Raw genomic sequence first — 4,329 nt, forward strand, 5'->3', positions numbered from 1 at the left:
CTCTAAACTAACGCCGGATGATTCGAGGTTTGACACCCCGGAGACTACGCCAACTTTCAATTCCAACCACTCCCGCGACGGCACCTCTAAGATGGGCGTAGCCTGTCTGGGCTATTTCATCTTTCGACAAGAACGCACTATGCAATCATAAATTCAAAAAGAAATTCGACTGTCGTCAAGCGTGCCACCCGGCCGCGCTTTACGTTACGATAATTATCCTGTATCGGACGCTTCTGGTGTGGCCCCCAGACGAGTTAGCGTTGGCCGGTTAGGGCGCACTTATGCGATCATTCCTTGTTTAAGGCATGGGTCTTCGATGAATAGTACGTCCCATAGATCGATCCAGATAATTGCACCCGCCGCACAGCGACGTCAAGAATCCGATCGGTCTCAACTACTGGCCGCGATAGCGGAGGCCTACTACATCGATGGCTTAGGTCAAGCGGATATTGCTGAACGATTTGGGTGCAATCGTTCAGCCATCTCCAGAGTTTTGGCCGAAGCACGTGCAGCAGGTATAGTTGAAATCAAAGTCCGTAGAGAATTCAGTCACGACCTTCAACTCTCAAATCAACTTACCAAATTAGGCGGGCGGACACGTGTGCACGTACTCCGGTCGTCTAGTCTTCCGGACGATGCCGTCAGCGACCTCATTGCGAGTTGGGCAGCACAATTAGTATATTCTCAGCTGACCGATACGTCTATACTCGCTGTGACGTTAGGGACAATGGTTCATCGTATCGCACGCGCGCTTGCACTGTTGCCACCCATCAACATTGATGTTGTTCAAATGTGCGGGTCGGTAGGCTCATCGGAACTAGGTCTTGACGGTCATGCTACAGTACGGTTGCTTTCGAGTGCATACAACTGCCGCAGCACGTTCCTCCATGCACCCTTTCTGGTTGAAAATCGTGAGATGCTCGCCTCTTTAATACGCAATGCTGGTAATCAGGAATGCATCGATAAATGCTTGAGAGCGACGGCTGCAATCGTTGGGTTGGGCACACTGGACCCTAAAGTTTCATCGCTTGCCCGGGGAGGCCATGTCTCGCTTAGAGTTATGAGCGCGTTGAGTGAACGTGGCGCTGTTGGCGATGTGGGCGGCTATATGATCAACGAAAGGGGAGAGCTTGTAGTCAGTGGAGAGTACATCCCAGTTTGCGCGATAGAAATGGATGCTTTCTGCCGCGTTCCAATTCGCGTTGGGGCGGCAACCGGTCTGTCAAAAGGGGATATCGTAGCTGCTGCTGTACGTGGCGGAATGCTTACCGATTTGGTTACAGATAGCGAGACCGCGATGGCTGCCACCAAGCTGCTATAGTTGTACTTCGGCGCAACGTCTTTTAGGGTCCAGATCTGTAATTTGCAGAGCTTGGCGGTGTCTCCCTTGAGGGTTTCAAGGATCTGTCCGCACTCGCCGAGCCGGAGCTGGTCGTGCTGTATCGGGTCTCACAAGGCCGGACGTTGCATTGACTCGAAGCGGGCTCTCGGGCCCATCTGACTACCTTCGCATATCGTCCGTCCCTGCGTTCCCTCGCGGGACACCGCCCTCGGATCAGCGCTGGCGCTTTATCACTGGCAAACTGTTTCTACCTCATCTCGAGCCTCGAACAAAGTGCCGTCGCGCAGCATGGCATGCATGATGACAGCGAGGCGCCGCGCGAGTGCCACTCGGGCTTTCTTCAGGCCGCGGTGCTTCGAGATTTTCAGCGCCCAAGTCTTGAGGGCGAAGCTCTCCCGCTCCCGGTCAGAATTGAGTTGGCTGCTTCATAGAGAAGCTTGCGGACCATGCTGTCACCTTTGCTTGGTAATCCGGCCGGTCCAGTCGAGTTCGCCGGACTGATGACGCCTGGGCACCAGGCCAAAGTAGGCACCCGCGTCTCGCGATTTGCGGAACCGGCCGGCCTCGTCGATGGCGGCTGAGAAGGCGGCTGAAGTCTGGGTGGCGATGTCACGTTGTCTGCAGCTTAACGGTTGACGGATAATTGGGCGAGGATGAGCTCGACGACGATCAGTTACAAGAACCACCGCTTTCCACCGCAGATCATCGCCCATGCGGTGTGGCTGTGTTTCCGGTTTCCGTTGAGCCTGCGGTTGGTCGAGGAAATGCTGTTGGAGTGGGGCATTGTCGTATCTTACGAAACGATCCGGCGATGGGGCCGTAAATTCAGGGCGGCTTATGCCAAGCAGTTGCGCAGAAAGAAGCCGTCGCAAAAGGATATCTGGCATTTGGACAAGGTAGTGATTTCCATCGGCGGCCAGAAACATTGGCTTTGGCGCGCCGTTGACCAAGACGGCTACGTTCTCGACGAGATCGTCCAGGCCCGCCGCGATACCAAGGCTGCCAAGCGATTGTTGGTCAGGCTGCTGAAGAAGCAAGGCCTGTCGCCCAAGCGCATCGTCAGCGACAAACTGCGCTCATACGGAGCGGCAGGGCGCGATGTAATGCCCGGCGTCGAACATCGATCACACAAGGGCCTGAACAATCGCGCGGAGAATTCTCACGTGCCGCTTCGAAAACGAGAGCGGATGATGCAGTGCTTCCGATCCGTCGGCGGCTTGCAAGGTTTCATCTCGGTCTTTTCAGCAGTCCGAAATCTCTTCGTCCCGCCGCACCAGAAACGCTCAGCCCTCGCCACCCACATTCATCGGATCCGCGCAATAGCGCATTGGAAAGTCGTGACCGGCGCAACTGCGTAAGTTCATCGGCAAACGCCTTGCGGGGATTAAGCGAACAACGTGACATCGCCGAGGCAACGCCAGCGTGGCCGCAAGATCTACAGCCTGCACGCCCATGAGGTGGAGTGCATCGGCAAAGGCAAAGCGCACGCGCCCTACGAGTTCGGGGTGAAGGTGTCGGTGGCGACGACGCTGAAGCGTTCAAAGGGCGGTCAGTCCGCCCTGCACGCCATGGCACTTCCCGGGAACCCTTACGACGGGCACACGCTCGAAAAGATCATTCCTGCGATGGAAGACAGTAAGCGGTGCCCAGCTCTCACGTTGACGCGGTCAAGCTTGGGTAGGCAGTTGCATCATGCACTATTGCGCAAACTTTCCGGTCCACCAGTCGGCTGATTTTGCCCCTTGCTGTGGCGGCCAGAGTTGGCTGGAAAGGGAGATCAAGCCACCGTCGTTGTATCCGACAAAAGCGATTATTTCTTCTTCGTCGACTTGGTCCAGCTTTTCCATGATTGCGGCTAGGCTCTTTACTGCCGGTAGCTGGTCGCGTACCGCCAGAATGTAGTTCTCGGGATAGCCACCCCAGAGACTTTGCGTTTGATGATAATAAGCCTGGATAGCGGGCATTGCGACGGCTTGACTAGCTGATCCATCGATGCGGCAATCGAAGAGCTGCCAATCGCTTCTCAAGAATTCTTCAAATGCGTCAATCTCCGGTATGTCGCTATGAAAGAACTTTTTCATCGTCTCGCTCTCGCCGGTTTGCCGCCGATGATATCGCGGAAAGATTCCATCAGTCAAAGGCGGTAGACCTGCGGCCGCCTATGTTCCGTTACCGGAGGGGCCGATGGTTCCAAGGCAGGAGTTCCTCAATCCCACTTTGCTTGTGACCGTTGACAATGGCCGTCAGCGTGCTGCTCAGATAGGCGAACGGATCGATAGCGTTGAGCTTGCAGGTTTATGCCGACCGTCGAACTATGCCGAGTGAGCAAGTTTTTACCAATGCTTTCCGTAACGTAGCGGTAGCAGGATCGGCATAGCCTAGGCTCTCTCCGTCGCAATTGATGCGAAGGAGAGGACACATGAACGCAAGTGATTATCTGCAACGCAGCACACTTTATCGAAAGCTGATCCACGGGTCGTATGGCGAGTTCGCCCGCATTTACGCGGCCAGATTGTCGAACGAAGGCTTTGGTCGGCAATGCACCTGGCGATCGCTGAGCCTGTTTCGCGAGCTGATGGACTGGCATGTTGGCAACGGGCACGATCCCCACGATTTAAGCGAAGTTCACGTTGACCGGTTTCTTGAGCACCGTTCCAAACACTGGAGCCTCGACTCGGGGGACCGATCGGCGCTCCGGCGCTTGCTTTCTTCATTACGGCAAGAAGGTTTGATACCAGCCGTGCCTCCGATTGAGCGCACGGAGCACGAGCAGATTGTTGATGTGTTCGCGGCTTATCTCACAAATGAGAGAGGGCTCGCCGCCTCGACGGTGGAAAGCCATAAGCTGCTCTCACACCGATTTCTGCAGGAGGTCTGCTCGGCTGGCGCAGAGGGGTTTGCAGGTAAGCGCGAATTTCCCCGCACCTTTTGCTGTTGAGTGCTCTGATGCATGAGAAGCTATGCGGGGAAGCGGCGAGGTGGCACCA

The 4,329-nt window shown here is 55.6% G+C and carries 4 protein-coding genes and 3 pseudogenes; 4 read left to right on the forward strand and 3 right to left on the reverse strand.

Translation table 11 applies throughout. From position 1 onward, the window contains the following. Nucleotides 1-316: 316 nt before the first annotated feature. Entirely contained in the window at nucleotides 317-1,321 is a 1,005-nt protein-coding gene (locus tag NKH01_RS34875; RefSeq protein WP_353024713.1) for a sugar-binding transcriptional regulator, read from the forward strand. Nucleotides 1,322-1,794: 473 nt separating this feature from the next. On the opposite strand, the gene NKH01_RS35420 is transcribed toward NKH01_RS34875, so the two are convergent. Beyond that, nucleotides 1,795-1,950, reverse strand: coding sequence for a transposase (locus tag NKH01_RS35420; protein ID WP_502912719.1), 156 nt, complete (start codon nucleotides 1,948-1,950; stop codon nucleotides 1,795-1,797). Here NKH01_RS35420 and NKH01_RS34885 point away from each other — a divergent pair. Beyond that, nucleotides 1,949-2,700, forward strand: a pseudogene (locus NKH01_RS34885) (IS6 family transposase). The gene NKH01_RS35420 and the pseudogene NKH01_RS34885 sit on opposite strands and share 2 nt — an antisense overlap. 45 nt (nucleotides 2,701-2,745) lie before the next feature. Further along, nucleotides 2,746-2,973: pseudogene (locus NKH01_RS34890) on the forward strand (IS5/IS1182 family transposase); the annotation flags it as partial. A gap of 66 nt (nucleotides 2,974-3,039) precedes the next feature. On the opposite strand, the gene NKH01_RS34895 reads toward NKH01_RS34890, so the two are convergent. Beyond that, nucleotides 3,040-3,423, reverse strand: a complete 384-nt coding sequence (locus tag NKH01_RS34895; RefSeq protein WP_353024714.1) for a hypothetical protein — start codon at nucleotides 3,421-3,423, stop codon at nucleotides 3,040-3,042. 88 nt (nucleotides 3,424-3,511) lie between these two features. Further along, a pseudogene (locus NKH01_RS34900) lies at nucleotides 3,512-3,637 on the reverse strand (transposase domain-containing protein); the annotation flags it as partial. A 124-nt stretch (nucleotides 3,638-3,761) separates the two neighbouring features. Here NKH01_RS34900 and NKH01_RS34905 point away from each other — a divergent pair. Beyond that, nucleotides 3,762-4,280, forward strand: a complete 519-nt coding sequence (locus NKH01_RS34905; RefSeq protein WP_353024715.1) for a hypothetical protein — start codon at nucleotides 3,762-3,764, stop codon at nucleotides 4,278-4,280. The last annotated feature ends 49 nt before the right edge of the window (nucleotides 4,281-4,329 follow it).

This window comes from Mesorhizobium sp. M1403, assembly GCF_040317695.1.
Classification (GTDB): domain Bacteria; phylum Pseudomonadota; class Alphaproteobacteria; order Rhizobiales; family Rhizobiaceae; genus Mesorhizobium.

Coding starts and splice junctions, on each gene's coding strand:
- NKH01_RS34875 (WP_353024713.1), top strand. CDS start 317: ATGAATAGTACGTCCCATAGATCGATCCAGATAATTGCACCCGCCGCA.
- NKH01_RS34895 (WP_353024714.1), bottom strand. CDS start 3,423: ATGAAAAAGTTCTTTCATAGCGACATACCGGAGATTGACGCATTTGAA.
- NKH01_RS34905 (WP_353024715.1), top strand. CDS start 3,762: ATGAACGCAAGTGATTATCTGCAACGCAGCACACTTTATCGAAAGCTG.